25 protein-coding genes are annotated in these 25,493 nt (G+C 72.8%); 13 read left to right on the top strand and 12 right to left on the bottom strand.

Annotated elements, in window-relative coordinates; genetic code table 11:
- Nucleotides 1–28 precede the first annotated feature (28 nt).
- Complete coding sequence (locus ACZ418_RS21795; RefSeq protein WP_468365236.1) at nt 29–745, bottom strand: alpha-ketoglutarate-dependent dioxygenase AlkB family protein; 717 nt, start codon at nt 743–745, stop codon at nt 29–31.
- Nucleotides 746–825: 80 nt separating this feature from the next.
- Here ACZ418_RS21795 and ACZ418_RS21790 point away from each other — a divergent pair, with 80 nt between their 5' ends.
- Nucleotides 826–1,959, top strand: a complete 1,134-nt coding sequence (locus ACZ418_RS21790; protein ID WP_468365511.1) for a methyltransferase — start codon at nt 826–828, stop codon at nt 1,957–1,959.
- On the opposite strand, the gene ACZ418_RS21785 is transcribed toward ACZ418_RS21790, so the two are convergent.
- Both ACZ418_RS21785 and ACZ418_RS21780 read right to left on the bottom strand, forming a co-directional pair.
- Nucleotides 1,956–2,813 carry a class II fructose-bisphosphate aldolase gene (locus tag ACZ418_RS21785; protein ID WP_468365233.1) on the bottom strand — a complete coding sequence of 286 codons (858 nt, stop codon included), beginning with the start codon at nt 2,811–2,813 and terminating at the stop codon, nt 1,956–1,958. The genes ACZ418_RS21790 and ACZ418_RS21785 overlap by 4 nt on opposite strands.
- 31 nt (nt 2,814–2,844) lie before the next feature.
- Entirely contained in the window at nt 2,845–3,726 is an 882-nt protein-coding gene (locus ACZ418_RS21780) for an SIS domain-containing protein (protein ID WP_468365230.1), read from the bottom strand.
- Nucleotides 3,727–3,851: 125 nt separating this feature from the next.
- On the opposite strand from ACZ418_RS21780, the gene ACZ418_RS21775 reads away from it, so the two are divergent.
- Complete coding sequence (locus tag ACZ418_RS21775; RefSeq protein WP_468365227.1) at nt 3,852–4,631, top strand: DeoR/GlpR family DNA-binding transcription regulator; 780 nt, start codon at nt 3,852–3,854, stop codon at nt 4,629–4,631.
- Between the two features lie 241 nt (nt 4,632–4,872).
- Here the strand turns inward: ACZ418_RS21775 and ACZ418_RS21770 are convergent, their stop codons facing one another.
- Entirely contained in the window at nt 4,873–5,268 is a 396-nt protein-coding gene (locus ACZ418_RS21770; RefSeq protein ID WP_468365225.1) for a luciferase domain-containing protein, read from the bottom strand.
- Between the two features lie 658 nt (nt 5,269–5,926).
- Between ACZ418_RS21770 and ACZ418_RS21765 the strand changes: the two genes are divergently transcribed.
- Both ACZ418_RS21765 and ACZ418_RS21760 read left to right on the top strand, forming a co-directional pair.
- Nucleotides 5,927–7,144 carry an MFS transporter gene (locus ACZ418_RS21765; RefSeq protein WP_468365223.1) on the top strand — a complete coding sequence of 406 codons (1,218 nt, stop codon included), beginning with the start codon at nt 5,927–5,929 and terminating at the stop codon, nt 7,142–7,144.
- 236 nt (nt 7,145–7,380) lie between these two features.
- Nucleotides 7,381–8,121, top strand: a complete 741-nt coding sequence (locus ACZ418_RS21760; RefSeq protein WP_468365221.1) for a maleylpyruvate isomerase family mycothiol-dependent enzyme — start codon at nt 7,381–7,383, stop codon at nt 8,119–8,121.
- A gap of 7 nt (nt 8,122–8,128) precedes the next feature.
- Here the strand turns inward: ACZ418_RS21760 and ACZ418_RS21755 are convergent, their stop codons facing one another.
- Nucleotides 8,129–8,527 carry a MarR family winged helix-turn-helix transcriptional regulator gene (locus ACZ418_RS21755; RefSeq protein ID WP_468365219.1) on the bottom strand — a complete coding sequence of 133 codons (399 nt, stop codon included), beginning with the start codon at nt 8,525–8,527 and terminating at the stop codon, nt 8,129–8,131.
- A gap of 85 nt (nt 8,528–8,612) precedes the next feature.
- Here ACZ418_RS21755 and ACZ418_RS21750 point away from each other — a divergent pair, with 85 nt between their 5' ends.
- Together ACZ418_RS21750 and ACZ418_RS21745 are read left to right on the top strand one after the other, a co-directional pair.
- Nucleotides 8,613–10,103 (top strand): MFS transporter, encoded by a 1,491-nt coding sequence (locus ACZ418_RS21750; protein WP_468365216.1) that lies wholly within the window; start codon nt 8,613–8,615, stop codon nt 10,101–10,103.
- A gap of 71 nt (nt 10,104–10,174) precedes the next feature.
- Nucleotides 10,175–10,456 (top strand): DUF6332 family protein, encoded by a 282-nt coding sequence (locus ACZ418_RS21745; protein WP_468365214.1) that lies wholly within the window; start codon nt 10,175–10,177, stop codon nt 10,454–10,456.
- On the opposite strand, the gene ACZ418_RS21740 is transcribed toward ACZ418_RS21745, so the two are convergent.
- The 3 genes from ACZ418_RS21740 to ACZ418_RS21730 all read right to left on the bottom strand — a co-directional run bounded on the left by ACZ418_RS21740 (nt 10,417) and on the right by ACZ418_RS21730 (nt 13,097).
- Entirely contained in the window at nt 10,417–11,082 is a 666-nt protein-coding gene (locus ACZ418_RS21740; protein WP_468365211.1) for a response regulator transcription factor, read from the bottom strand. The two genes, ACZ418_RS21745 and ACZ418_RS21740, sit on opposite strands and share 40 nt — an antisense overlap.
- Complete coding sequence (locus tag ACZ418_RS21735; RefSeq protein ID WP_468365209.1) at nt 11,079–12,293, bottom strand: sensor histidine kinase; 1,215 nt, start codon at nt 12,291–12,293, stop codon at nt 11,079–11,081. Before ACZ418_RS21735 ends, ACZ418_RS21740 begins: the two co-directional genes overlap by 4 nt.
- A 117-nt stretch (nt 12,294–12,410) precedes the next feature.
- Nucleotides 12,411–13,097 carry a TetR/AcrR family transcriptional regulator gene (locus ACZ418_RS21730; RefSeq protein ID WP_468365206.1) on the bottom strand — a complete coding sequence of 229 codons (687 nt, stop codon included), beginning with the start codon at nt 13,095–13,097 and terminating at the stop codon, nt 12,411–12,413.
- Between the two features lie 145 nt (nt 13,098–13,242).
- Between ACZ418_RS21730 and ACZ418_RS21725 the strand changes: the two genes are divergently transcribed.
- Nucleotides 13,243–13,692, top strand: coding sequence for a nitroreductase family deazaflavin-dependent oxidoreductase (locus ACZ418_RS21725; RefSeq protein WP_468365202.1), 450 nt, complete (start codon nt 13,243–13,245; stop codon nt 13,690–13,692).
- Nucleotides 13,693–13,908: 216 nt separating this feature from the next.
- On the opposite strand, the gene ACZ418_RS21720 is transcribed toward ACZ418_RS21725, so the two are convergent.
- Nucleotides 13,909–15,150 carry a geranylgeranyl reductase family protein gene (locus tag ACZ418_RS21720; RefSeq protein WP_468365199.1) on the bottom strand — a complete coding sequence of 414 codons (1,242 nt, stop codon included), beginning with the start codon at nt 15,148–15,150 and terminating at the stop codon, nt 13,909–13,911.
- 141 nt (nt 15,151–15,291) lie between these two features.
- Here ACZ418_RS21720 and ACZ418_RS21715 point away from each other — a divergent pair, with 141 nt between their 5' ends.
- A complete protein-coding gene (locus ACZ418_RS21715; protein WP_468365197.1) occupies nt 15,292–16,647 on the top strand; it encodes a M20/M25/M40 family metallo-hydrolase in 1,356 nt (451 codons plus the stop codon).
- A gap of 62 nt (nt 16,648–16,709) precedes the next feature.
- Entirely contained in the window at nt 16,710–17,417 is a 708-nt protein-coding gene (locus ACZ418_RS21710) for an MBL fold metallo-hydrolase (protein WP_468365194.1), read from the top strand.
- A gap of 54 nt (nt 17,418–17,471) precedes the next feature.
- Here ACZ418_RS21710 and ACZ418_RS21705 read toward each other — a convergent pair whose 3' ends face one another.
- Together ACZ418_RS21705 and ACZ418_RS21700 are read right to left on the bottom strand one after the other, a co-directional pair.
- On the bottom strand, nt 17,472–18,515 hold the full coding sequence (locus tag ACZ418_RS21705) for an NUDIX hydrolase (protein ID WP_468365192.1): 1,044 nt from the start codon (nt 18,513–18,515) through the stop codon (nt 17,472–17,474).
- A 143-nt stretch (nt 18,516–18,658) separates the two neighbouring features.
- Nucleotides 18,659–18,853 (bottom strand): hypothetical protein, encoded by a 195-nt coding sequence (locus ACZ418_RS21700; RefSeq protein WP_468365189.1) that lies wholly within the window; start codon nt 18,851–18,853, stop codon nt 18,659–18,661.
- 841 nt (nt 18,854–19,694) lie between these two features.
- On the opposite strand from ACZ418_RS21700, the gene ACZ418_RS21695 reads away from it, so the two are divergent.
- The 3 genes from ACZ418_RS21695 to ACZ418_RS21685 all read left to right on the top strand — a co-directional run bounded on the left by ACZ418_RS21695 (nt 19,695) and on the right by ACZ418_RS21685 (nt 23,070).
- Nucleotides 19,695–20,048, top strand: a complete 354-nt coding sequence (locus ACZ418_RS21695) for a hypothetical protein (protein ID WP_468365186.1) — start codon at nt 19,695–19,697, stop codon at nt 20,046–20,048.
- Nucleotides 20,045–20,815, top strand: coding sequence for a maleylpyruvate isomerase family mycothiol-dependent enzyme (locus ACZ418_RS21690; protein ID WP_468365183.1), 771 nt, complete (start codon nt 20,045–20,047; stop codon nt 20,813–20,815). Before ACZ418_RS21695 ends, ACZ418_RS21690 begins: the two co-directional genes overlap by 4 nt.
- Nucleotides 20,816–21,030: 215 nt before the next feature.
- A complete protein-coding gene (locus ACZ418_RS21685) occupies nt 21,031–23,070 on the top strand; it encodes an NPCBM/NEW2 domain-containing protein (RefSeq protein WP_468365180.1) in 2,040 nt (679 codons plus the stop codon).
- 118 nt (nt 23,071–23,188) lie between these two features.
- Here the strand turns inward: ACZ418_RS21685 and ACZ418_RS21680 are convergent, their stop codons facing one another.
- Entirely contained in the window at nt 23,189–24,139 is a 951-nt protein-coding gene (locus ACZ418_RS21680) for an ROK family protein (RefSeq protein WP_468365177.1), read from the bottom strand.
- A gap of 260 nt (nt 24,140–24,399) precedes the next feature.
- Between ACZ418_RS21680 and ACZ418_RS21675 the strand changes: the two genes are divergently transcribed.
- Nucleotides 24,400–25,449 carry a LacI family DNA-binding transcriptional regulator gene (locus ACZ418_RS21675; RefSeq protein WP_468365175.1) on the top strand — a complete coding sequence of 350 codons (1,050 nt, stop codon included), beginning with the start codon at nt 24,400–24,402 and terminating at the stop codon, nt 25,447–25,449.
- The last annotated feature ends 44 nt before the right edge of the window (nt 25,450–25,493 follow it).

Genomic DNA, 25,493 nt, shown 5'->3' with positions numbered 1-25,493 from the left:
GTCTCCCATGATCCGCAGGTGCGGCGGCCTACAGGCCGCTGACCCGAAGCGTGATGTTCAGACGTCCGGACAGCCCCAACTCGGTCGGCGCGGTGCCGCCGTGCACCCGCGGAACCCCGTGGTAGGCGAGCCGGGAGGGTCCGCCGAAGACGAACAGGTCGCCGCTGCGAAGCTCCACGTCCGTGTACGGCTTCGCGCGCGTCTCGGTGTTGCCGAAGCGGAACACGCATGTGTCGCCCAGGCTCAGGGAGACCACCGGCGCGTCCGCCTTCTCGTCGCTGTCGCGGTGCATGCCCATGCGGGCGTCGCCGTCGTAGAAGTTGATCAGTGCGATGTCGTACGCGTACGGCTCCTGGGGGCCCAGCGCGGCGACGGCGGCGCGGCGGCCGAGCTCGCCGAACCAGGCCGGGAACGGCTTCACGGGGGCGCCGTCGCCGTCGACGGCCGTACGGGCGTAGGCGTACGGGTACGCGTGCCGGCCGGGGCAGTCGGGGTTGTCCCGTACGGCCCGCCCGCAGTTCGGGCACCTGCGCACGACACCCCAGTGCCGGCCGAGGCAGACCTGTCGGGCGGTCATCGTGCCGCCGCCCGGGGTGCGGACGGTGCGCAGTCCGGCCGGCGGCCGCGCCCAGTCCCGGCAGGCGGCGAGCAGCTCGCGCTGGCGGCCCGCGTCCAGCCAGTCCGGGACGTGCACGGCGCCCGGCGCGACCTGAGCGCGCTCCCTGGGAAACAGCTCCGCGTCCACACGCTCCATCTTGCCGCAGGGCCGCCCCAGCAGCTCTGAGCTGCGGCTCCGCTAGCCTGGGAGGCACGATGAGCGACCGAATGACGACACCGTGGGGCGAGGTCGAGCTGTCCCGCTTCCCCGACGATCCCCGCGACCGGCTGCGCGCCTGGGACGCCTCCGACGCGTACCTGCTGCGCCACCTGGCCGAGGAGGGGGTGCCGCTCACCGGCTCGATCGTGGTGGTCGGGGACCGCTGGGGCGCGCTGGCCACGGCGCTCGCGCAGCACCGGCCGGCGCAGATCACCGACTCCTTCCTGAGCCAGGAGGCGACCCGGGCGAATCTTGCGCGGGCCGGTGTCGAGCCGGGTGCCGTCCAGTTGCTGACCACCCAGGATCCGCCGCCGCAGCGGGTGGACGTGCTGCTGGTGCGGGTGCCGAAGAGCCTGGCGCTGCTGGAGGACCAGCTGCTGCGTCTGGCGCGCGCCGTGCACGCCGGCACGGTGGTCGTGGGCACCGGGATGGTGAAGGAGATCCACACCTCCACGCTGCAGCTGTTCGAGCGGATCCTCGGACCGACCCGGACCTCTCTGGCACAGCAGAAGGCCCGGCTGATCTTCTGCACCCCGGACCCGGCCCTGGAGCGGCCGGCGAACCCATGGCCGTACAGCTATGTCCTTCCGGACGGCGTCGGGGCGGTCTCCGGGCGCCCGGTCGTCAACCACGCCGGCGTCTTCTGCGCCGACCGCCTCGACATCGGCACCCGCTTCTTCCTGCAGCACCTGCCCGGTCCGGGCGCGGGCCGCGTGGTGGACCTCGGGTGCGGCAACGGCGTGGTCGGTACGGCGGTGGCGCTCGCCGATCCGTCGGCCGAGGTGCTGTTCGTGGACGAGTCCTTCCAGGCCGTGGCCTCGGCGGAGGCCACCTACAAGGCCAACGGGGTGCCGGGACATGCTGAGTTCCGCGTCGGCGACGGGCTGGCCGGGGTGGCGCCGGGCAGCGTGGACCTGGTCCTGAACAACCCGCCCTTCCACTCCCACCAGGCCACGACCGACGCGACGGCGTGGCGGATGTTCACGGGGGCGCGGCGCGCGCTGCGGCCGGGGGGTGAGCTGTGGGTGATCGGGAACCGGCACCTCGGGTATCACGTGAAGCTGAGGCGGTTGTTCGGGAACAGCGAACTGGTGGCCTCCGACCCGAAGTTCGTGGTGCTGAGGGCCGTCAAGAAGGCCTAGGCCGTCCGGGAGAGGACCCCGATGATCCGGCGTACCTCGTCGGCCATCGCCTCCCGCCCCACGCTGAGGTACTTGCGCGAGTCGACGGCCTCCGGGTGAGCCGCGAGGAAGTCCCGGATCGCGCCGGTCATGGCCACATTGAGCGCCGTGCCGACGTTGACCTTGGCGATGCCGCCGGTGACCGCCGCGATCAGGCCGTCGTCCGGAACCCCGGAGGAGCCGTGCAGCACGAGGGGGACGGGCAGGGCGGCGGACAGTCGTTCGAGCAGGCCGTGGTCGAGGGTGGCGGTGCGGGTGGTCATCGCGTGCACGCTGCCGACGGCGACGGCGAGCGCGTCCACCCCGGCGCCCGCCACGAAGTCGCGGGCCTGGTCCGGATCGGTGCGGGCGCCGGGCGCGTGGGCGTCCAGCGGGAGCCTGCCGTCCTTGCCGCCGATCTGGCCCAACTCGGCCTCGATCCACAGCCCTTGGGAATGAGCCCAGTCGGCGGCGGTCCGGGTGGCGGAGAGGTTGTCGGCGTACGGCAGCCGGGCCGCGTCGTACATCACCGAGCTGAACCCGGCGTCGGGCGCCTGGCGCAGCAGGTGGTCGCTCTGCACATGGTCCAGGTGCAACGCGACGGGAACGGCGGCGCGTTCGGCGGCGGCGACGGCGGCCCTGGCCAGCGGCAGCAGCCGCCCGTAGCGGAATTTGACGGCGTTCTCGCTGACCTGGAGCACGACGGGCGCGCCGGCCGACTCGGCGCCGGCGATGACGGCCTCGACGTGCTCCAGGGTGATGACGTTGAACGCGGCGACGGCGGATCTGGTTTCGGCGGCTGCGGTGACCAGCTCGCCGGTGGACGCGAGGGGCACGTGAGGTGTCCTTCCGGGCGCGGGTCGGGGCTCAGGGGGCGAGGATCACCGAGCGGGTGAGATGGCGCGGCCGGTCGGGGTCGAGGCCGCGGGCGGCGGCGACGGCGACCGCGAGCCGCTGGACGCGGACGAGTTCGGCGAGCGGGTCGAGCCCGCCCTCGATCCACAAGCCGCCGGTGGTGCGGACCTGTTCGGCGAGCCCCCCGGGTGCCTCGCCGAGCATCCAGGTGGCCGTGCCCTCGGTGGTGACGCTGATCGGACCGTGCCGGTACTCCATCGCCGGATAGGCCTCGGTCCAGGACAGCGAGGCCTCGCGCATCTTCAGCCCGGCCTCGCTGGCGAGCCCGACGGTCCAGCCGCGCCCGAGGAAGGTGAACTGGGTGCAGGCGACCAGGCCTTCGGGCAGGGGGGTGGTCAGTGCCGTGCGCGCGTCGGCGACGACGGAGTCGGTGTGCAGGCCGAGGTGGGCGCGCAGGAGGGTGAGGGCGGTGGTGGCGAACCGGGTCTGGACGACGGAGCGCTCGTCGGCGAAGTCCAGGACGACCAGGTCGTCGGCGGCCGAGGTCACCGGGGTGTCCGGATCGCCGGTGACGGCCGTGGTCCGGATCCTGCCCCTCAACTCGCCCAGCAGTTCCAGCACTTCGGTGGTGGTGCCGGAGCGGGTGAGGGCCACCACCCGGTCGTACGAGCGCCCGTACGGGAACTCGGAGGCCGCGAAGGCGTCGGTCTCGCCCCGGCCCGCGCCCTCCCGTAGGGCGGCCACCGCCTGCGCCATGAAGTACGAGGTCCCGCACCCCACGATCGCTACCCGCTCCCCCGGCCCCGGCAGTGCGTCCCGGTACCGCCCCGCCTCCTCGGCCGCCCGTATCCAGCACTCCGGCTGGCTGTTCAGCTCGTTCTCGACATGGCTCATGGCCACACCCTCCCCTTGCTGATTGTTCCTGCAAGATATAGCGAGTTTTCGAGCAGTATCAAGCATTCGAGCGCAGAGAGAGGTGCGCTAGGGTCACCGGGAACACTTCGGAACGGAGGCTGCGGATGTCCCGGGACGCCCGCTGGAAGGCGCTGCTGGAACTGCTCGTCGAGCGCGGCCGGCTGGAGGTGGAGGAGGCGGCGGCCGAGCTGGAGGTGTCGGCGGCGACGATCCGCCGGGACTTCGACCAGCTCGCCGAGCAGCAGATGCTGGTGCGCACCCGGGGCGGCGCGGTGGTGCACGGGGTGTCGTACGAACTCCCGCTGCGCTACAAGACGGCCCGCCGGGCCTCGGAGAAGCAGCGCATCGCCAAGGCCGTGGCCGAACTCGTCGCGCCCGGCGAGGCGGTGGGGCTGACCGGCGGCACGACCACCACGGAGGTGGCCCGCGCCCTCGCCGTACGCGGCGATCTGGCCACCGGATCGCCCGCGCTGACGATCGTCACCAACGCGCTCAACATCGCCAACGAGCTCGCCGTACGGCCGCAGTTCAAGATCGTGGTGACGGGCGGGGTGGCGCGCCCGCAGTCCTACGAGCTCATCGGCCCGCTCGCGGACGGGGTGCTCGGTCAGATCACGCTCGACGTGGCGGTGCTCGGGGTGGTCGCCTTCGACGTCACGCACGGCGCGGCGGCCCATGACGAGGCGGAGGCCGCGATCAACCGGCTGCTGTGCGAGCGCGCCGAGCGGGTGGTGGTCGCCGCGGACTCCAGCAAGCTGGGCCAGCGGGCGTTCGCCTGGATCTGCGGGGCGGAGCTGGTGGACACGCTCGTGACGGACGCGGCGGCGGGACCGGAGACGGTACGCCGCTTCGAGGAGGCGGGCGTCCGGGTCGTCACGGTGTGACGGCGGGCGCGGCTCGGGCGGGGAACGGTCCGCCGGCACCGGCTGCCGGCTGCCCGCCGCACTGCGGGTGCCGTTCGAGGCGTGCAGCCGGCGCGAGTTCAAGGCATCGAGTTCAAGGCATGCAGTCGACGCGAGTTCAGCGGCGCGCTCGGCCTTCGCATCCACCACGCCACGCCGCTCGGATCCGACGCCACACCGCGACGCCGCTCGGATCCGACGCCACCGCGCCAGGCCGTGCGCCTCAGATGCCGCCGCGGTCGGCCTTCACAAACCCCGCGCCGCGCTGGTCGTTGCAGCCCGTCGATGGCCGGTCGAGCGGGTCGGGCCAAGCCTGCTGGGCCTGGAGCGCCACGCTCACCAGGGTCAACAGCAGATCGACGTCGCTCGCCGCGTCGAGGCGCAGGGTCACCCACTGCGAACCGGACACGATCCTGATCGCCCCCGAGTCCCTGAGGTCCTTGGCGAAGCGCCGGATCGCCCGGTCGGTCAGCCGCAGATCCACATCGCGGTCCGAGTGGAAGTGGGCGATCTCGCCCTGGGCCGAACTCACCGCCTGTCCCAGGCCGCAGCTCGGGACCGCCTGACTCAGGTCGGGCCAGGTCGCCAGTTGCGCGAGCGCGCGCGAGGCCAACGTCATGGGCCCATCATGGCCCGCTCACCCCTCGGCAACCAGCTCGTGAGCAAGCATTAACCGACCTGTATCCCACCGCGGAGCGCGTGTGGACGCCCTCGGAGCACACCGAACGAGGCATGCGGGCAGCCGTGTTGACGCCGCCGTCGACCCGAGCGAGCACAAGTCGGTGCAGGTCAAGGGCGCATCGGTTGATTCCTGGGCACTCGGGCTCCAGGCACGCAGCGTCCGGCAGTCCGAAGCACGGCAGGAGGCCGTTGTCGCCGAAGCGGGTGATGGCGGAGATCCGGTCGTCTCGCAGTGTGAGAACGACAAGCCGGCAGGCGCGGGCGACCGGGCTGCCGGGCTCGCGCAGACAGCTGCCGAACGCGGGCCGGCCGTTCGCACGGGTGGGTACGAGGCGGAACACCCGGCCGCCCCACCAGGGCAGGACGCCGTAGAACCGGGCGATCGCCGTGTGTCCCTGGTACTGGAGCGGCTCGGGCGGCATCGCCAGCCAAGCGTCCCGCCTGGGAAGGCGGGACCCGAAGGCGGGCGCACGGACACCGCCGCAGGCACACACACGCCCTGCTCTCGCCTCCCGCACACCCGGCACGCCACCAGGCCTGCCCGACCGCCCGGCATATCCCTTGCCCACTCCCGCGCCGCCACCTAGCCTCACTTTGTGCCGCAAATAAACAAACCACCGACGCACAGCGTCGTGCCGGGTGGCAGCCGCGGTCTCTCCCGGCTCCGCATCGCCCTGACCGCCTTCTTCGCCCTCGACGGCTTCGTCTTCGCGGGCTGGGTCGTCCGGATCCCCGCCATCAAGCAGCAGACCGACTCCTCCGCCAGCGCCCTGGGCCTGGCCCTGCTCGGCGTCTCCGCCGGCGCCGTCGTCACCATGACCCTGACCGGGCGGCTGTGCCGCCGTTACGGCAGCCATCCGGTCACCGTGGTCTGCGCCGTCCTGCTCTCCCTCAGCGTCAGCCTGCCCCCACTGACCCACTCCGCGCCCGCCCTCGGCGCCGTACTCCTTGTCTTCGGCGCCGCCTACGGCGGCATCAACGTCGCCTTCAACAGTGCCGCCGTCGATCTGGTGGCCGCTTTGCGGCGGCCGATCATGCCGTCGTTCCACGCGGCGTTCAGCCTCGGTGGCATGATCGGCGCCGGTGTCGGCGGTCTGGTCGCCGGCGCGCTCTCCCCCACGCGCCATCTGTTCGGGCTCACGCTGATCGGGCTGCTCGTCACGGCCGTCGCCGGGCGCACCCTGTTGCGGCAGCAACCGCCCCTCCCGGCGGACCGCACCCCCTCCTCACCCCCGCACACGCACCGCGCCGCCGCGGCGCGGCGGACCGGCGGCCGCGGGCTGGTCGTCGTCTTCGGGCTGATCGCGCTGTGCACGGCCTACGGCGAGGGCGCCATGGCCGACTGGGGCGCGCTCCACCTCCAGCAGGACCTCGCGGCGTCGTCCGGCACGGCGGCGGCCGGGTACGCGTGTTTCGCGCTGGCCATGACCGTGGGCCGGGCGACCGGCACGACCCTCCTGGAGCGCCTCGGCCGGGCCCGCACGGTGATCGCCGGAGGCACCGTCGCGGCGGTGGGCATGCTGCTCGGCTCACTCGCGCCGTCCGTGTGGGCCGCGCTGCTCGGCTTCGCCGTCACCGGCCTGGGGCTCGCCAACCTCTTCCCGGTCGCCGTGGAGCGGGCGGGTGCACTGACCGGTCCGTCCGGTGTGGCCGTCGTCTCGACCTTCGGCTACGGCGGCATGCTGCTCGGGCCGCCCGCCATCGGCTTCATGGCCGACTGGTTCTCCCTGCCGGCCGCGCTCACCAGCATCGCGGCACTGGCCGCCGTCGCCGCCGCCATCGGGGTGTCCACGCGGCGGACGATGGGCGCCTGAGGCCACGGCAGCGGGATCCGCCGGAACCTTCACCACACCGACCGGAACCCTCACCGCACCGAGAAGACGCCGCCGGCCGGCTCCGGCCCGGCGAGCCCGGTCAACGCCGCGCCGAAACCGCCCGGTCATCCACCGCACCGCAAAACGCCCGGTCAGCGTCGCACCGAAAGCCCGGTCGGCCCCCGCGTCGCACATTGCCGCCCGGTGGAGCGCGCCCATCCGGCACACTCACGGCCATGGACATTGCCGACTTCCTTCAGACCCTGGACCGGGAGGGCCGGCTGCTCGCGGCGGCCGCCGCTGCGGCGGGGACCGATGCCAAGGTGCCGACCTGCCCGGAGTGGCAGGTGCGCGACCTGCTGCGGCACACCGGCACGGTGCACCGGTGGGCCGCGGCCATCGTCGCCGACGGGCGCACGGAACCCAGCCCCTTCGGCGACCTGCCGGACCTGGACGGTGCCGAACTGGTGGACTGGTACCGGGACAGTCACCGCCTGCTGGTAGACACCCTGGCCGCCGCGCCGGCCGACCTGGAGTGCTGGACCTTCCACCCGGCGCCCAATCCCTCGGCGCTGGCCTTCTGGACCCGCAGGCAGGCGCACGAGACGACCGTCCACCGGTACGACGCTCAGGCCGCGCGCGGCGGGACGGCATCGCCGATCGAGCCGGACTTCGCGGTGGACGGCATCGACGAGTTGCTGCGCGGCTTCCACGCCCGCTCCAGGAGCCGCGTCCGTACGGACGAGCCGCGCCTGCTGCGGGTCCGGGCGGTGAACGCGGGGCCGGACGCCGTGTGGACCGTACGGCTCACGGCGGAGCCACCGCTGACCGTCCCGGGCGCAGCGGACGAGGCCGATGCCGAACTGTCGGGCCCCGCCGACCGGTTGTACCTCGCCCTGTGGAACCGGGAGCCCGTGCCGAGCGTGTCAGGTGATCGCTCCCTCGCCGCCCTCTGGCGGGAGAAGAGCGGAATCTGACACCCGGTCAGTCGCGCTCGGTCAGCATCCGGGCCAGCACCGCGCGCTGTACCGGCCGTACCTCGCCGTGCAGCGCGCGCCCCTTCGCCGTGAGCGCCACGCGCACCCCGCGCCGGTCCTCGGCACACATGGCGCGTTCGACCAGGCCGTCCTTCTCCAGGCGCCCGATCAGCCGGGACAGCGCGCTCTGGCTGAGATGGACGCGCTCGGAGATCTCCTGGACGCGGTAGGCGCAGCCGCCGTCCGTCGCCGCGCCCTCGGCCAGCAGGTCGAGGACCTCGAAGTCGCTGGCACACAGGCCGTGTCCGTGCAGGGCCCGGTCCAGCTCGCACTGGGTGCGGGCATGCAGCCCCAGGATGCCCCGCCACTGCTCCACGAGCGCCTGCTCGGCCCTGTTCGACGCCATGGGCGCACCGTAGCAGAGAAACAAGATTATTGCATCGGAATTAAATGTACTTGCATTTCATGCATGCGCATGTAGCGTCTTCCGCATGACCTCTCCGCTCACCCCCTCCGCGACCCCGTCCTCGACGGTTCGCTGGACCCCCCGGCTGTGGGGCACCCTGCTGGTGCTCTGCGCGGCGATGTTCCTGGACGCACTGGACGTGTCGATGGTCGGCGTCGCACTGCCGTCCATCGGCTCCGACCTGCACCTGTCCACGTCGACGCTGCAATGGATCGTCAGCGGCTACATCCTGGGTTACGGCGGCCTGCTCCTCCTCGGCGGCCGCACCGCCGACCTGCTCGGCCGGCGCCAGGTGTTCCTCGTCGCCCTCGGCGTCTTCGCACTCGCCTCGCTGCTCGGCGGGCTCGTGGACTCGGGTCCGCTGCTGATCGCCAGCCGGTTCATCAAGGGCCTGAGCGCGGCCTTCACGGCCCCGGCCGGCCTGTCGATCATCACCACGACGTTCCCGGAGGGCCCGCTGCGCAACCGCGCCCTCTCCATCTACACCACCTGCGCCGCGACCGGCTTCTCCATGGGCCTGGTGCTCTCGGGCCTGCTCACCGAGGCCAGCTGGCGCTTCACCATGCTGCTGCCCGCACCGATCGCCCTGATCGCACTGCTCGCCGGTCTGCGGCTGCTGCCGCGCAGCGCCCGTGAGGAGAACCACGACGGCTACGACATCCCCGGTGCCATCCTCGGCACCGCGGCGATGCTGCTGCTGGTCTTCACCGTCGTCCAGGCGCCCCAGGCCGGCTGGGCCTCGGCCCGCACACTGCTGTCCTTCCTCGCCGTCGCGGTGCTGCTGACCGTCTTCGTCCTGGTCGAACGGCGCTCGCCGAGCCCGCTGATCCGGCTGGGCGTGCTGCGCTCGGGCAGCCAGGTCCGCGCTCAGCTCGGCGCGATCGCCTTCTTCGGCAGTTACGTCGGCTTCCAGTTCCTGACGACGCTGTACATGCAGTCCCTGCTCGGCTGGTCGGCGCTGCACACGGCACTCGCGTTCCTGCCGGCGGGCGCGCTGGTGGCGGTGTCCTCCACGAAGGTAGGCGCGATCGTCGACCGGTTCGGCACCCCGCGCCTGATCGCGACCGGCTTCGCCTTCATGGTCCTCGGCTACGCGCTGTTCCTGCGGGTCGACCTCGACCCGGTGTACGCGGCCGTGATCCTGCCGTCCATGCTGCTGATCGGCGCGGCCTGCGCGCTGGTCTTCCCGTCGCTCAACATCCAGGCCACCAACGGAGTCGAGGACCATGAGCAGGGCATGGTCTCCGGCCTGCTCAACACCTCGGTGCAGGTGGGCGGCGCGATCTTCCTGGCGGTGGTCACCGCCGTGGTGACCGCGGACGCCCCCGCGCACGCCACCCCGCAGGCCGTCCTCGACAGCTACCGGCCGGGCTTCATGGTCGTCACGGGCATCGCGGCGGCGGGCCTGCTGATCACCCTCACCGGCCTGCGCAGCCGTCGTACGCAGCGGTCCCTCGTGGTCGCCAGGTCCACCGTGGAGGAGGCGGAAGCGGAGCGCGTGGCGGTCCGTGACTAGGGGGACGCCTCCAACCGTGCGCCCGGCGGGGCCGATTGCCCCGCCGGGCGCCCGTCTGTGAAGCTGGGGGAATGGACGCATACGGGGGACGCCGCAAGGCTCGACAGGACGCGGCGACGGTGGAGATCGGCTACGCGCTGGTGAGCGCAGCCTTCGCGGCGGCCGTGCTGTTCGGGGCCGTGGCCGGGCCGGCACTGCTCTTCGACCTGCCGCCGCTGCTGTCCAAGGTCCTGCTGCGGCTCGGTACGACGGTCGCACCGGTGGTGTTCGTCGCCCGGGTGGTGAGCGTGCTGGTGCGCTTCCGGCGGGCGGTTCAGCCCAGCCAGCCGGGTCGCACCAGACCCGACTCGTAGGCCAGCACGACCAGTTGGGCCCGGTCCCGGGCGCCCAGTTTCACCATCGTGCGGCTCACGTGGGTCTTGGCGGTGAGCGGGCTGACCACCAGCCGCCGGGCGATCTCCTCGTTGGACAGGCCGATGCCGACCAGCGCCATCACCTCCCTCTCCCGCTCGGTGAGCCGGGCGAGCGCGTCCGCCGCCGCGGGCTCCTTGGAGCGGGCCGCGAACTCCGCGATCAGCCGGCGCGTGACGCCCGGCGACAGCAGCGCGTCGCCCTGGACCACCGCCCGTACCGCACGCAGGAGTTCGTCCGGTTCGGTGTCCTTCACCAGAAAGCCGGAGGCGCCGGAGCGGATCGCTTCGAAGACGTACTCGTCCAGCTCGAAGGTGGTGAGCATGACCACCTTGACGTCCTTCAGCTCCGCGTCACCGGTGATGCGCCGGGTCGCGGTGAGACCGTCGAGCAGGGGCATGCGGATGTCCATCAGGACCACGTCCGGCCGCAGTTCGCGCACCAGGCGCACCGCCTCCTCGCCGTCGGCCGCCTCCCCGGCCACCTCGATGTCCGGCTGGGCGTCGAGCAACGCCCTGAAACCGGCCCGCACGAGCGACTGGTCGTCGGCGAGCAGTACCCGGATCACTGGTCCTCCCTGGTGTGCGACGGCAGTACGGCGAGCACCCGGAAGCCGCCGTCGGGGCGCGGGCCCGCCTCGATGGTGCCACCCAGCGCGGCGGCCCTCTCCCGCATGCCGGCCAGTCCGTTGCCGCTGCCCCCGGCGTCGGCGCCGGTGGCCGGACCGTCGTCGTCGATGCGCAGCCGCAGCACCTCGCCGTCGTGGGCGAACCGCACGCGCGCGTGCCGCGATCCGGAGTGCCGTACGACGTTGGTCAGGGCCTCCTGCACGATACGGAAGGCGGCCAGGTCGGCGCCCGGCGGCAGCTGCGGCGGCTCGCCCTCGATCTCCACGTTGAGTCCGGCCGCGGCCGCCTGCTCCAGCAGTTCCGGCAGCCGGTCCAGGCCGGGGGCGGGGGCGCGCGGCGCGGCGCCCGGGGCGCGCAGGGTGTCGAGCACCTGGCGCACTTCGCCGAGCGCCTCTTTGCTGGCGGCCTTGATGGTGGTGAGCGCGGCCCGCGCCTGCTCGGGGTCGCTGTCGAGCAGGGCGAGCCCCATGCCGGCCTGGACGTTGATGACCGAGATGCTGTGCGCGAGGACGTCGTGCAACTCGCGGGCGATCCGCAGCCGTTCCTCGTCCGCGCGGCGCCGCGCCGCCTCCGCCCGGTCGGCGCGCTCCCGCGCCCACTGCTCGCGCCGCACCCGGACCAGTTCGGCGAGGGCGACGACGGCCAGCACCCAGGCGCCGATGCCGATCTCCTGATAGACGCTGCCGCCCTCGTCGTCCGAGGGCGGGAGCCAGCGGTAGAGCCACAGGGCGACCAGGGCGTGCCCGGCCCACAGCAGCCCCACGGCTCCCCAGGCCGCCCGCCGGTGCCCGGCGACGACCGCGCTGAAAAAGCCGACGGCGGCGGTCAGGAAGACCGGTCCGTAGGGATAGCCCGCGGCCAGGTAGCCGAGGGTCACCGCCGCGGTGCCGTAGGCCACGGCCACCGGGTGCCGGTGCCGCCACAGCAGCAGGACCGAGCCGACGAGCAGCAGCACGCGCGCGTAACCGTCCAGGGGCACACGGTGGGGCTGGCTGTGGGCCGCGAAGTGGGTGCCGATGAGGACGAACGCGGTGAGCAGCACGGTGGTGCGCCAGGGCCAGTGCGCCCGGTCCGGCTCCGTCTCGTCGGGGGCGCCCCGCCACGGCGGCCCGTGCCGCCGCCACTGACCTGGGGCGCGCCGCTCTTCCATGCAGGCCACGGTAGACGCCGCCGGGCGGCACGGGCGTCGGCCGGACGAGGTGATCACGCGTACTCCCGGGGAAGTACGACGCCGACCGCGCGCTCGGTATCGGGTGCCGCCCTGCGCCTACCGCAGCCCCACGCCGTGCGCCAGCCCCGTGACCGCGTGCCGGAAGAAGGCCTCCCGGTCCTCGACCACCTTGTTGAACTGGCCGAACAGCTCGAAGCTGACCAGCCCGAACAGCTGGGCCCAGGCCGCCACGAGCGCCGTGATCGCCTCGGGAGGCAGATCGGGAGCGAGGTCGGCGGCCATGCGCTCGGCCTCGGGGCGCAGCCCGTCGGGCACGGGGAGGTCGGCGAGGCCGGAGTCGTCGAGGGCGTCCCGGAGGATGCCGATGAAGACCAGGCCGACCCGGGCGGCGGCCGGGACGGTGGTCTGCGGGGCGGCATAGCCCGGCACGGGCGAGCCGTAGATCAGCGCGTACTCGTGCGGATGGGCGAGCGCCCAGCCGCGCACCGCCTCGCACACCGCCGTCCAGCGGGCCACCGGAGCGGCGCCGGCCGCTGCGTCCCGCGCCTGCTCGGCCGCCTCGCCGAGGGAGTCGTAGGCATCGATGATCAGGGCGGTGAGCAGCTCGTCACGGCTGGGGAAGTAGCGGTAGAGCGCGGAGGAGACCATGCCCAGTTCGCGGGCGACGGCCCGCAGCGAGAGCTTGGCCGCGCCTTCCTCCGCCAGCTGTCTGCGGGCCGCTTCCTTGATGGCGGCGGTGACTTCGATCCTGGCCCGTGCCCGGGCGCCCTGTGCGGTGCTCATGCTTGCAGTCTGCCACGAACGAGAGCAGTGCACGCAAAAGAGAACACCGAACAAAAAAGAGAGCGCCGCTCTTGCTTTGGAGCACCCGTCTGCGCCACAATCGAGTCAAGCGAGAGCACCGCTCTCCCAAACCGTGGGGGTCAGCATGTCGACACACGTGAAGAAGCCGGGCTGGTTCACCGTCAACGTCTTCAACCGGGCCGTGGCCTGGCTCACCCGGCGCGGCCTCAGCATCTGGGGCTCCCGGGTGCTGGCGGTGCGCGGACGCAAGAGCGGAGAGTGGCGCACCACTCCGGTGAACCTGCTGACGGTGGACGGGCAGCACTACCTGCTCGCCCCGCGCGGCCATGTCCAGTGGACCCACAACATGCGGGCGGCCGGCGGCGGCGAGCTGCGGCTCGGCAAGAACGTGGACGTCTTCACCGCCACCGAGGTCACCGACGACGACAAGGTTCCGCTGCTGCGGGCCTACCTCAAGCGCTGGAAGGCCGAGGTCGGGGTCTTCTTCAACGGCGTCGGCCCCGACTCCCCGGACGAGGACCTGCGGCGCATCGCCCCCGACCACCCGGTCTTCCACATCACGGTCACGAACTGACCGGAACCCGCTCCCGGCTCGGCAGGGACCGGCGCCGCCCCCACGGCCCGGTTCTCGTGCTTCCCCCCCCACCGGCCCGGTTCCCGTGCTTCTCCCGCACCGGCCCGACTCTCGCGCCCCGCACCGGAGTAGCTCTCGCGCCAAGTCGGCCTGGTCCGCACTGGCCCCATCCGGCCCGGTCCGCACTGACCCGGTCGCAGGCCGTGTCCGGCGCGGTCAGGAGGCCGCCGGGTCCTCCACCGGAACCGCCGGCCCCCGGTCCAGCGCGGTCAGGGCGCGCTGGGCGATGGGGTGGGTGCGGACGATGTCGCCCAGGGAGGTCGAGCCCTGGGTGATGTCCCGGAAGGCCTTCCATGCGGGGCGGAAGCCGGTGAGGGCCGCATGGAACAGGCCGGGACGCCTCTCGAAGACGGTCAGCAGACGCTTGCCGACGCTCATCTCGACGCCGAGCCCGGCCTTGATCGCGAACGCGTAGTTCAGGGCCTGGCGGCGGGCGTCCACCGCGTCGTGCGCCTCGGCGATGCGCACCGCCCACTCCCCCGCCAGCCGGCCCGAGCGCAGCGCGAAGGAGATGCCCTCGCGGGTCCACGGCTCCAGCAGTCCGGCCGCGTCACCGCAGACCAGCACCCGGCCCCGGGACAGCGGCGAGTCGTCGGCGCGGCAGCGGGTCAGATGCCCGGAGGACACGGCCGGCTCGAAGCCGGACAGGCCGAGGCGGGCGATGAAATCCTCCAAGTACCGCTTGGTGGCGGCGCCTTCACCGCGCGCGGAGATCACGCCGACCGTGAGGGTGTCGCCCTTGGGGAACACCCAGCCGTAACTGCCCGGCATCGGGCCCCAGTCGATGAGCACCCGCCCCTTCCAGTCCTCGGCGACCGGCTCCGGGACGGGGATCTCCGCCTCCAGGCCGAGGTCCACCTGGTCCAGCTTCACCCCGACGTGCGCCCCTATGCGGCTGGCGCTGCCGTCGGCGCCGACGACCGCGCGGGCCAGCACCGTCTCGCCGCCCTGCAGGACCACGGCGACCGTACGCCGGTCGGGGACCGCCGAGCCGTGCTGCTCGACCCGCTGCACCGTGACGCCCGTACGCAGCTCGGCGCCCGCCTTCTGGGCGTGCTCGACCAGCTGCTGGTCGAACTCGGGCCGGTTGATCAGACCGAACAGCATCTGCTTGGAGCGGCGGGTGCGGGTGAAGCGGCCGTTGTTCGAGAAGGTGACCGCGTGCACCCGGTCACGGAAGGGCAGCTCGAAGCCGGGCGGCAACGCGTCGCGCGAGGGGCCGATGATGCCGCCGCCGCAGGTCTTGTAGCGCGGCAACTCGGCCTTCTCCAGCAACAGCACGCGCCGGCCCGCGACCGCCGCCGCGTAGGCCGCCGAGGCCCCAGCGGGTCCCGCGCCCACCACGACGACGTCCCACACCCGCTCCACGCCGTCCGCCGAAGAGTTCTCGCCGCTCACGATGGTCTACCGCTCCGATCAAGCCGCTGCCGTAGTGTCCCTCGCATCCTACGGCGGCCATCGCCGCAGGCCGCTGTGGGAGTATCGGGGGCACATACCCTGTTCAAGCTGTTCAACGTCGCACCCACGAGGAGCGTGCCCATGCCGTCGAATCCGGTCGCCGAGACCGTCGCCTCACTGCTGCCCAGGGCGAAGGCGGAGCTGACCGAACTGGTCGCCTTCAAGTCGGTGGCGGACTTCACGCAGTTCCCGAAGAGCGAGAGCGAGGGCGCTGCGAACTGGATCGCCGACGCGCTGCGCGCCGAGGGATTCGTCGACGTGGCCCTGCTCGACACCCCGGACGGCACGCAGTCCGTCTACGGCTACCTGCCGGGCCCGGAGGGTGCGAAAACGGTTCTCCTCTACGCGCACTACGACGTGCAGCCCCCGCTGGACGAGGCCGGCTGGACCACCCCGCCGTTCGAGCTCACCGAGCGCGACGGCCGCTGGTACGGCCGCGGGGCCGCCGACTGCAAGGGCGGCGTGATCATGCACCTGCTCGCGCTGCGCGCCCTGAAGGCGAACGGCGGCGTCCCGGTGAACGTCAAGGTGATCGTCGAGGGCTCGGAGGAGCAGGGCACCGGCGGCCTGGAGCGGTACGCCGAGGAGCACCCGGAGCTGCTGGCGGCCGACACCATCGTGATCGGCGACGCGGGCAACTTCCGCGTCGGTCTGCCGACGGTGACCACCACGCTGCGCGGCATGACCCTGGTCCGGGTGCGGATCGACACCCTCGCGGGCAATCTGCACTCCGGCTCGTTCGGCGGCGCCGCCCCGGACGCGCTCGCCGCACTGATCCGCGTACTGGACTCGCTGCGGGCCGAGGACGGCACGACGACGGTCGAGGGGCTGGACTCCACGGGGACGTGGGACGGCCTGGAGTATCCCGAGGAGCAGTTCCGCGCGGACGCCAAGGTGCTCGACGGGGTCGGGCTGATCGGCAACGGCTCGGTCGCCGACCGCGTCTGGGCCCGCCCGGCCGTCACCGTCCTCGGCATCGACTGCCCGCCGGTCGTCGGCGCCACCCCGTCCGTGCACTCCAGCGCGCGTGCGCTGGTCAGCCTGCGGGTGCCGCCGGGCGTGGACGCGGGGCAGGCGAGCAAGCTGCTGGAGGCCCACCTCACGGCGCACACCCCGTGGGGCGCCCGGGTCACCACCGAGCAGATCGGCCAGGGTCAGGCCTTCCGCGCCGACGCCTCCAGCCCGGCCTACCAGGCGATGGCCGACGCGATGGCGGTCGCCTACCCGGGCGAGACCATGCAGTACGCCGGTGAGGGCGGCTCCATCCCGCTGTGCAACACCCTCGCCGGCCTGTACCCGCAGGCGGAGATCCTGCTCATCGGCCTGAGCGAGCCGGAGGCGCGGATCCACGCGGTCAACGAGAGCGTGTCCCCCGGGGAGCTGGAGCAGCTGTCGGTCGCCGAGGCCCTCTTCCTGCGCAACTACGCGGCGGGCTGATCCCTTCTGCCCGTGGCAGAGCGCCCTCGCCCTCGGGCGGGGGCGCCGCCTACGGTCGGCGCATGGGCGTCATCGAACTGCTCCCTCGGCTCCACCTCCTGCGCTTCCCCGTCGGCCAGGCCTATCTCTGGCGCGACGACGACGCGTTGACACTGATCGACGCGGGCACGATCGGTGCCGGCCGCGCCATCGCAGAGGCGGTCGGGGCGCTGGGGCACGCACCCGGGGACGTACGGCGGATCGTGCTGACCCACTTCCACGAGGACCACGTGGGCGGGGCGGGCGAGTTCGCGGCGCTGAGCGGTGCGGAGGTACTGGCCCACCATCTCGACGCGCCGTTCGTGCGAGGTGAACTCAACGGCCCGCCACCGCGCTTCGAGGACTGGGAGCTGCCGATCCACGCGGAGGTCGCCCGGCATCTGCCCGAGGGCACACCGATGCCTCCGGCCGCGCTCACCGATGTCGCCGACGGCGATGTGCTGGGCTTCGGCGGCAGCGGCGCCCGAGTGGTCCACGTACCGGGGCACACGGACGGCAGCATCGCCCTGTTCCTGCCGGACGAGCGGGTGCTGTTCACCGGGGACACGGTGGCGGCCTCACCGCTCGACGGCACGGTGATCCCGGGCGTCTTCAACCTCGACCGGCCCCAACTTCTCGCCTCCCTCGGCCGGTTGGCCGAGCTGGACGCGGAGGTGGCGTGCTTCGGACACGGGGACGCGGTGGTAGGAGGCGCCGCCGCCGCGCTGCGCGAGGTGGCGAACACCCACTGACCAGTGGGCGTGGCCGTCACCCGACGGCTCGTCGTCCTTGCCCGCAGGGGCGGGTCAGCCGACGGGTACCCCCGCCTCCAGATACAGCGCGGTCCCCCGCTCGCGGGCCCGCAGGGCCCAGCGCAGCCGCTCGTAGCGGACCGGCGGCAGCATCTCGGCGGCCTCCTGCTCGCTGGCGAAACGCCAGCCGCGCAGCTCGGGGCCCGGCAGCAGCACCCGGGACGCCTCGCCGGTCTCCAGCCGGCCGCCGTCGAACAGCAGCCGCAGCCCGCCGAAGCCGGGCGGCACCGGCCGTTCCCAGTCCACGACGAGCAGCCGGGGCACCTCCCGCAGCCGTATCCCGGTCTCCTCGGCGACCTCGCGCATCCCGGCGCGGGCCGGTGCCTCGCCGCGCTCGACCACGCCGCCGGGGAACTCCCAGCCGGGCTTGTAGGTGGGGTCCACGAGGAGCACCCGGTCGCGCTCGTCGAAGAGCAGCACCCCGGCGGCCAGGGTCTCGGCGGTCGGCTCGGGGGTCTGCACGATGTCGCAGGGCGGTACGGCACCGCTGCCGACGGCGTCGGCGATGCGGACGGCGGTGGCGTACGGGGTGAGGGCGCTGCTGTCCACGAGGTGCGCGTCGGCGGTGAGCCAGGAGGCCAGGGCGGCGCGGTAGGGCTCGATGCGGTCGTAGGCCCACTGCTGCACCCGTATCTCGCCGTCGGGCAGGTCCGGCGGGATCTCCCGGCCGGCCATCCGCTCGCGCAGGATCGTTTCAGCCGGGGCGAGCAGCAGATGGTGCACGGCGATCCTGCGGGCGGCGAGGCCGCCGAAGATCTCGTCGCGGTACTCCTGGCGGAGCAGGGTCATCGGCACCACGAGGGTCCCACCGAGCTCGGCGAGCATCGCGGCCGCCGTGTCGACCACGAGCCGGCGCCAGATCGGCAGGTCCTGGAGGTCGCCGACCTCGGCGAGGCGCTTGGCCGGCAGAAGGTGCCTGAGCCCCGCGCCGATGACCTCGGGGTCGAAGAGCGTGCTGTTCGGGATCAGCTCGATCAGTTCCCGTGCGGTGGTGGTCTTCCCCGCACCGAACGCGCCGTTGATCCAGACGACGGTCACGGACTCCCCCTCCTGTGTCGGCCCCCTGAGGCTTGCCCGCTCCACCCTGCCACGGAAACCCCGCCCCGGTGAGCGCGCCGGAACGGCAGTGCCGGTGCCCCCTGCGACGGGGACACCGGCACGCGCGCCGTGGGCCGTGGGCCCTACTCCTGTCCGCCGAGGGCGTCGTCGTCGACGGCGAAGCTGTCCTGGCCGGCCAGGTGACCGGCCGTGTCGAGAGTGTCCGAGACCTTGAGGTCCTTGAGGGGTCCATGGTCCGCCGCGTGGGAGGGCGTGACGGCGGCCACGACGAATCCGGTGGCCAGGCTGGCGATGGCGAGCATGCTGCGCTTCTTCATGCACTGACCAACTGCGGATCCGGCCAAGGGTCACGCGGATACCCGCCGTTCCGGTGGGAGGGCCGGGTTACGTCCGACGGGAGAGCCGGAGGGACGACCGGGTGGGAAGGCCGGGGCGACGACCGGGTGGGAAGGCCGGGGCGACGACCGGATGGGCGGGCCGGGCGACGTCCCGGCGGAAGAGCCAGGGTGACGTCCCGGCGGAAGAGCCAGGGTGACGTCCGGCGGAAGAGCCGGAGTGACGACCGCGTGGGAAAGCCGGGTGACCTCCGGAAGGAGGGCCGGGTCACGACCGGGTGGGAAGGCCTGGTGACCTTCGATGGAAGAGCCGGAGTGACGACCGGGCGGGAAAGCCGGGTGACCTCCGATGGAAGAGCCGGAGTGACGACCGCGCGGGAAAGCCGGGTGACGACCGGTGGGAGGGCGCATGGAGGAGTCCGGCGGTCGCCGCCACGTCGAGGCGCACGGCGATGCGGCGGCGGTGCGCATTGTCACCGCCGCCTTCGGTCTGGTCGGCACGCTGTCCGCCGAGGCCACCACGGGATACGGGTTGCGGGTGCCCCGCGCTCTCGTCTCACGGCACCCGAGCGCGTCAGGTGCCTGCCCTGCCGCGAGCACCCCCGGGACCGGCACCTGCGGGCAGCCGGGCAGCCGGGGCGACCGTCGGCCGGCCCCGGGTGGCGCGAGCAGCCGCCCAACACCGCGACCTGGCACGGCGGTTCGCGGCGCCGTGAGGGTGGTCCCGCCGAAACCCGCTGGTCCGCTCCCGGATGGGGCCGGTATCGTCCGACGTCCCGGCCCTCCCGCTGCCATGGCAGGCCCCGACCAGAATTGCGACATCATGACCAGCCCGCCCCTGACGACGACCCTCTGGCGACCGACGGGCCCCAAGGAGCTGGAGCTGGTCCGCGCGCTCGGCTGGCGGGCCTGGCCGCCCCGGCTCCCGGAGCAGCCGATCTTCTACCCGGTCCTCAACGAGGACTACGCGATCCGCATCGCCCGGGACTGGAACGTCAAGCACGACGGCGCCGGCTTCGTGACCCGCTTCGAGGTCGACACGGAGTTCCTCGGCCGCTATCCGGTCCGCCAGGCCGGTGGCGAGACCATCCTCGAACTGTGGGTTCCGGCGGAGGAGCTGGACGAGTTCAACGCCCATATCGTCGGCCGTATCGAAGTCGTGCGGGAGTTCCGGTGAGCGAGCTCGCCGCCTTCCCCGCCGGAGGCGACCGCATCGAGGACATCAGGCGCTCCGGCGACCGGCTCCTACGGACCGCGGCCGGCCTGTCCGACGGCGGACTCCGCGCCCCCTCGGAACTGCCCGGCTGGACGCGCGCCCATGTGCTCGCCCACGTCGCCCACAGCGTCGACGCCTATGTGTGGCTCCTGCGGCTCGCACACACCGGCCGCGAACCGGGTCCACGCGCGAACGCGGCGACGCTGTCCGCGGCGATCGAGCGGGACGCGGCCCTGTCCACCGACCGGCTCCTGGCCCGGCTGCGGGAGAGCCTGGACCGGTTCACGGCGCAGGCGCGCGACATCCCCGCCCCCGCCTGGGACCGTCCGGTCGCGGCACTGGCCGGCTGGCGGCACCCGGCCTGGTACCTCCTGCTGCGCTGCCTGCGGGAGTTGGAGACCCACCGCCTCGACCTGGGCCTCGGCCATGGCACCGAGCAGTGGCCCGACAGCTATGTCTCCTGGGCACTGGACGACACCCTCACCACGCTGCGCGCCCAGGGCTTTCCGCTCGCCTCGGTGGTGGCCGTGGATCTCGGCCGGCGCTGGTCCATGGCGGCGGAGGGGCCCTCGGTCGCCGGGGCCGGGCACCAGGTGCTCGGCTGGCTCAGCGGACGGACTCCGGCCGGCGTACTGACGACGGACAGCCCGGCGCCTCTCCTCCCCGCCCCACCCGCCTGGCCCCAGCCTCCGCTGCCCGGCTGGGGTCGCGTCGACGACGGGGCATGAGCCCCGGAAGCGCACACATCCGAACGCGCGACAGCAGTGAGTGAACGAAACGGCCCTGCCCCCAGCGTTTCTGACGGCGTATCGAACAGTGGCGACACACCTCTTCCAACACAGTCCGACACGTCCTACCGTAATCGCGCACAGCTGACACATATATGACGCCCAGGCGCCGCCCTGTCGTCAGCCACCATTCGCGAGTCGGAGGAACGTCAACGATGCGTCAACCTCACACCCGCACGACCCGCCACGCCCGCACAACCCACCGAAGAGTCGTGGGAGCACTCACCGCAGGCCTGCTGTGCGCGGCGGGCCTCGCCGGCCCCGCGCTGGCAGGCCCCGCCCAGAACCCGGCCGCTCCCGCACTGGCCGACGGCCTCGCCCTCACTCCACCCATGGGCTTCAACAACTGGAACTCCACGCACTGCCGCGCGGACTTCAACGAGAGCATGGTCAAGGGCATCGCCGACCTCTTCGTGGCGAAGGGCCTGAAGGACGCCGGCTACCAGTACGTCAACCTGGACGACTGCTGGGCCCTGCCGCAGCGCGACGCCGGCGGCAAGCTGGTGCCCGACCCGGCCCGCTTCCCGAACGGCATCAAGGCCGTCGCCGACTACGTCCACGCCAAGGGGCTCAAACTCGGCATCTACACCAGCGCCGGCACCAAGACCTGCAACAGCGCCGGCTTCCCCGGCGCGCTCGGCCACGAGTACAGCGACGCGCAGCAGTTCGCCGACTGGGGCGTGGACTATCTGAAGTACGACAACTGCAACAACCAGGGCGTCGACGCCAAGCAGCGGTACACCACCATGCGGAACGCCCTCAAGGCGACCGGTCGGCCCATCGTCTACAGCATCTGCGAGTGGGGCGAGAACAAGCCCTGGGAATGGGCGTCCGACATCGGCCACCTGTGGCGGACCACCGGCGACATCAGTGACAACTGGTCCTCGATGCTGTCCATCCTGAAGCAGAACCTGCCGCTCGCGCCGTACGCCGGACCCGGCCACTGGAACGACCCCGACATGCTGGAGGTCGGCAACGGCGGCATGACGGGCACCGAGTACCGCTCGCACTTCTCCCTCTGGTCGGTCATGGCCGCACCGCTGCTGATCGGGACCGATCTGCGCAAGGCCTCCCAGGCGACCTTCGACATCCTGGACAACAAGGAGGTCATCGCCGTCGACCAGGACCCGCTGGGCAAGCAGGGCACGGTCGTCTCCTCGGCGGGCGGACGCTGGGTCATCGCCAAGGAGATGAAGGACGGCAGCCGCGCGGTCGCCCTGTTCAACGAGTCCGGCACCGCCCAGCGGATCGCCACCACCACATCCGCCGTCGGCCTGCCCGACGCCACCGCTTACACCCTGCGCGACCTGTGGCAGCACCGCAGCTACAACACCGCCGGCACCATCGCGGCCACCGTCCCCGCCCACGGCACGGTCCTGCTGCGCGTCTCGGCCGACCCACGCTGGGCCGCGCACCCGCCCGCCACCGAACTGGGCCTGGACGACAGCCCGTTGCTGGAAGCGGCTACACCGGCCACGCTGACCAGCACCGTCACCGACCTCGGCCGCACTCCGGCGCGCCGGGTGTCCGTGTCCCTGACCGGCCCCGACGGGTGGACCGTACGGCCCTCGTCGCCGACCACGGCCGACGCCCTCGCCACCGGCAGCACCCTGCGCACCGGCTGGACCGTCACCGCTCCGGCCGGAACACCGACCGGCTCCTACGGCCTCACCCTCCAGGCGCGTTACCTCTCACCGGCCGGACAAGGCGTCACCAGCACCCTCGCGCTGACCGCGTCCGTAGTCGTCCGGCCGCCGGCCGGGACGTCGTACCTCAGCGACCTGCCCTGGCTGTCGGCGACCAGCGGCTGGGGGCCGGTGGAGCGCGACACCAGCAACGGGGAGAGCGCCGCGGGCGACGGCCACCCGATCACCATCGGCGGCACGGTGTACGCCAAGGGCCTCGGCGTGCATGCCCTGAGCGACGTCTCCTTCTACACCGGCAAAGCCTGCAGCAAGGTCACCGCGGACGTCGGCGTCGACGACGAGAAGGGCACCAAGGGCACCGTGACCTTCGAGATCTGGGCCGACGGCACGAAGGTCGCTTCGACCGGCGTCCTGACCAACGCGATGCCCGCCCAGCCCCTCACCGCCGACGTCACCGGCGCCCAGGTGGTCCGCCTGGTCGTCACCGACGCGGGCGACGGCATCGACTCGGACCATGCGGACTGGGCGGACGCGCAAGTGAGTTGCTGACTGTGACTGCGGGCCGTCCTGCCCAGGTGCGGCGCGGATACGGGCGCGGCGGCTGCAACTCCCCAGGGGCGCGGGGTTGTGTCCGATGTGCGGTGGCTCCAGCGAGCAGCGCTGTCGCTCAGACCCCCGCCGTAGCGTCCGGCCTCCGCGCCAGCGCGGCGGCCGCCGCGCCGACCAGTCCCGCGTCGGTACCCATCTGCGCGGGCACGACCCGCAGGCGCTGGACGAAGGACAGCGTGGCGTAGTCGGCGAGCGCCTTGCGCAGGGGGGTGAAGAGGATGTCGCCCGCCTTGCCGACACCGCCGCCGATCACGGCGATGTCGATCTCGACCAGGGTCGCGGTGGCCGCGATACCAGCGGCCAGCGCCTGTGCCGCACGCGCGAAGGAGGCCATCGCGACCGGGTCGCCCTCGCGGGCGGCGGCGGCCACGGCGGCGGCCGAGGTGTCGCCGTCGGGGCCGGGACGCCAGCCCTGGTCCAGGGCACGGCGGGCGATGTTCGGGCCGCTCGCGATCCGCTCCACACAGCCGCGCGAGCCGCACGGGCACGGATCGCCGTCGAGGTCGACGCTGATGTGACCGATGTGCCCGGCGTTGCCGGTCGGCCCGGGGTGCAGCCGGCCGTTCAGGACCAGGCCGCCCCCGACGCCGGTCGACACCACCATGCACAGCGCGTTGTCGTGGCCACGCGCGGCTCCCTGCCAGTGCTCGGCCGCCGTGATCGCGACGCCGTCGCCGATCAGCTCGACCGGCAGACCGCCGGTGGCCGCGCGCACCCGCTCGACCAGCGGGAAGTCCCGCCAGCCCGGTACGTTCACCGGACTGACCATGCCCGCCGAGGCGTCCACCGGGCCGGCGCTGCCGATGCCGACGGTGCCGGCGCGTTCCCACAGCGGAGACCCGGCGAGGTCGCCGAGGACCCCCTCGACGGCCCGCATGACCGTTTCGCCGTCCTGCTGGGCGGGCGTACCGCGCTGGGCCCGGGCCAGGATCCGTCCGCCGCCGTCCACCAGGGCGCCGGCGATCTTGGTGCCGCCGATGTCCAGGGCCGCCACGAGGTCGGTGTGCATCAGAGTCAGATCTCCCCGTTGAAGCTTGAGAACCAAGGACACGCAGGCCGGTCACACGGTGGGGCGCAGGCCGACAGACAGCGATGGACAGTCTCTCGCGCAGCTGACAACGTTGTCCAGGCCCTATGCTCGAGGCCACATCCTCATACAAATCACGGATCGGCGCATCACCCGGGGTGCACCACCCCTTACGCACCGGCGCACCAGCCCGGACGCACCGGCTCCGTGACCAGACGGACGACAGGACAGGACGCCGCATCGTGCCCGAGACCACCCGCCGCACAGACAGCCTTTCCGGCACCCGTTACGGCAACCGCCCGACCATGAAGGACGTGGCGGCGCGGGCCGGGGTCGGCCTGAAGACGGTCTCCCGGGTGGTCAACGGCGAGCCCGGCGTCACCCCGGACACCGAGCGCCGGGTGCAGGAGGCGATCGAGGCGCTGGGCTTCCGCCGCAACGACAGCGCCCGGGTGCTGCGCAAGGGCCGTACGGCGAGCATCGGCCTGGTCCTGGAGGACCTCGCCGACCCCTTCTACGGCCCGCTCAGCCGTGCCGTGGAGGAGGTGGCCCGGGCCCACGGCGCCCTGCTGATCAACGGCTCCAGCGCCGAGGACCCGGAGCGCGAGCAGGAGCTGGCGCTGGCGCTGTGCGCACGGCGGGTGGACGGGCTTGTGGTGATCCCGGCCGGGGACGACCACCGCTATCTCGAACCGGAGATCAGGGCGGGCGTGGCGACCGTTTTCGTGGACCGGCCGGCCGGGCGCATCGACGCCGACGTGGTCCTCTCCGACAACTACGGCGGTGCCCGGGACGGTGTCGCCCATCTCATCGCCCATGGCCACCGCCGGATCGGCTTCATCGGCGACATGCCGCGCATCCACACCGCCGCCGAGCGGCTGCGCGGCTACCGGGCGGCCATGGAGGACGCGGGGATACCGGTCGAGGAGGCCTGGATGTCCCTGGGGCAGACGAATCCGGAGCGGGTGCGCCGGGCGGCGGAGGAGATGCTCTCCGGTCCCGCCCCCGTCACCGCGATCTTCGCGGGCAACAACCGGGTGACGGTCACCGTGATCCGGGTGCTCGCCGAGCAGTCCCGCCGGGTCGCCCTCGTCGGCTTCGACGACATCGAGCTGGCCGATCTGCTCCAGCCGGGCGTCACGGTCGTCGCCCAGGACGCGGCCGCCCTGGGCCGTACCGCCGCCGAGCGCCTGTTCCGTCAGCTGGACAGCGGCCTCGTCGCACCGGAGCGCATCGAACTGCCCACCCGGCTGATCACGCGCGGCTCGGGCGAGCTGCCGCCGGCCGACTGAACCGCCCGTGACCGGCCGCGCCTGGAGGAACTCGGCCTCGCCGA

This window comes from Streptomyces sp. NPDC030820 (assembly GCF_055572075.1).
This window is presented reverse-complemented; position numbering and strand designations above follow the sequence as displayed.

Bases quoted from the DNA above. Each gene is read 5' to 3' on its own strand.
- ACZ418_RS21790 (WP_468365511.1), top strand. From the start codon at position 826: ATGACGACACCGTGGGGCGAGGTCGAGCTGTCCCGCTTCCCCGACGAT.
- ACZ418_RS21780 (WP_468365230.1), bottom strand. From the start codon at position 3,726: ATGAGCCATGTCGAGAACGAGCTGAACAGCCAGCCGGAGTGCTGGATA.
- ACZ418_RS21775 (WP_468365227.1), top strand. From the start codon at position 3,852: ATGTCCCGGGACGCCCGCTGGAAGGCGCTGCTGGAACTGCTCGTCGAG.
- ACZ418_RS21770 (WP_468365225.1), bottom strand. From the start codon at position 5,268: ATGACGTTGGCCTCGCGCGCGCTCGCGCAACTGGCGACCTGGCCCGAC.
- ACZ418_RS21760 (WP_468365221.1), top strand. From the start codon at position 7,381: ATGGACATTGCCGACTTCCTTCAGACCCTGGACCGGGAGGGCCGGCTG.
- ACZ418_RS21755 (WP_468365219.1), bottom strand. From the start codon at position 8,527: ATGGCGTCGAACAGGGCCGAGCAGGCGCTCGTGGAGCAGTGGCGGGGC.
- ACZ418_RS21750 (WP_468365216.1), top strand. From the start codon at position 8,613: ATGACCTCTCCGCTCACCCCCTCCGCGACCCCGTCCTCGACGGTTCGC.
- ACZ418_RS21745 (WP_468365214.1), top strand. From the start codon at position 10,175: ATGGACGCATACGGGGGACGCCGCAAGGCTCGACAGGACGCGGCGACG.
- ACZ418_RS21735 (WP_468365209.1), bottom strand. From the start codon at position 12,293: ATGGAAGAGCGGCGCGCCCCAGGTCAGTGGCGGCGGCACGGGCCGCCG.
- ACZ418_RS21730 (WP_468365206.1), bottom strand. From the start codon at position 13,097: ATGAGCACCGCACAGGGCGCCCGGGCACGGGCCAGGATCGAAGTCACC.
- ACZ418_RS21725 (WP_468365202.1), top strand. From the start codon at position 13,243: ATGTCGACACACGTGAAGAAGCCGGGCTGGTTCACCGTCAACGTCTTC.
- ACZ418_RS21715 (WP_468365197.1), top strand. From the start codon at position 15,292: ATGCCGTCGAATCCGGTCGCCGAGACCGTCGCCTCACTGCTGCCCAGG.
- ACZ418_RS21710 (WP_468365194.1), top strand. From the start codon at position 16,710: ATGGGCGTCATCGAACTGCTCCCTCGGCTCCACCTCCTGCGCTTCCCC.
- ACZ418_RS21700 (WP_468365189.1), bottom strand. From the start codon at position 18,853: ATGAAGAAGCGCAGCATGCTCGCCATCGCCAGCCTGGCCACCGGATTC.
- ACZ418_RS21695 (WP_468365186.1), top strand. From the start codon at position 19,695: ATGACCAGCCCGCCCCTGACGACGACCCTCTGGCGACCGACGGGCCCC.
- ACZ418_RS21685 (WP_468365180.1), top strand. From the start codon at position 21,031: ATGCGTCAACCTCACACCCGCACGACCCGCCACGCCCGCACAACCCAC.
- ACZ418_RS21680 (WP_468365177.1), bottom strand. From the start codon at position 24,139: ATGCACACCGACCTCGTGGCGGCCCTGGACATCGGCGGCACCAAGATC.